Raw genomic sequence first — 434 nt, 5'->3', positions numbered from 1 at the left:
GCGTTTTTCCTTCGGCGTCGATGGCGGCGGAAAGCAGGACACTGCGCGCCAGTTCTGTCAGGGCGCACAGCGGAATCGAGATCCAGTCCGGACGGTGGGCGGCTTCGTAGCTGACTTCGTAGGCGGCCTTTTCAAGCTGCGCCAGCGTCAGCAACGTGTTCTCGCGGTCCGCGCCGTCGGCGAGGTCGCCGCCGCGCGCGCCGCGGTATCCCTGCAGGAAGGCGTCGCACGCCTGCTGGCGGAAGCGCGCCAGAAGCGCGTCGCGCTGTTCGGCCGGCGCAACGGTCGGCGCCGGCACCTCGTCCGCGCCCGCGTTGGCGTCCAGATGCGCGCCGCCAATCAGGTCGGTGCGGGCAATGGACGCCGCCGCATAGTCGAACGAGCGCAACATGCCGGCCACGTCCTTGTAGGGCGAGGCCAGCGCGCGCCGCGCC

At 71.0% G+C, this 434-nt stretch carries 1 pseudogene; it reads right to left on the bottom strand.

The annotated features are described in order from the left end of the window. A pseudogene (locus B3446_RS04740) lies at positions 1 to 434 on the bottom strand (alpha-amylase); the annotation flags it as partial.

The sequence above is a fragment of the Achromobacter sp. UBA5777 genome (genome assembly GCF_002418565.1).
In the GTDB taxonomy this organism is placed as follows: domain Bacteria; phylum Pseudomonadota; class Gammaproteobacteria; order Burkholderiales; family Burkholderiaceae_B; genus Achromobacter; species Achromobacter animicus.
This window is presented reverse-complemented; position numbering and strand designations above follow the sequence as displayed.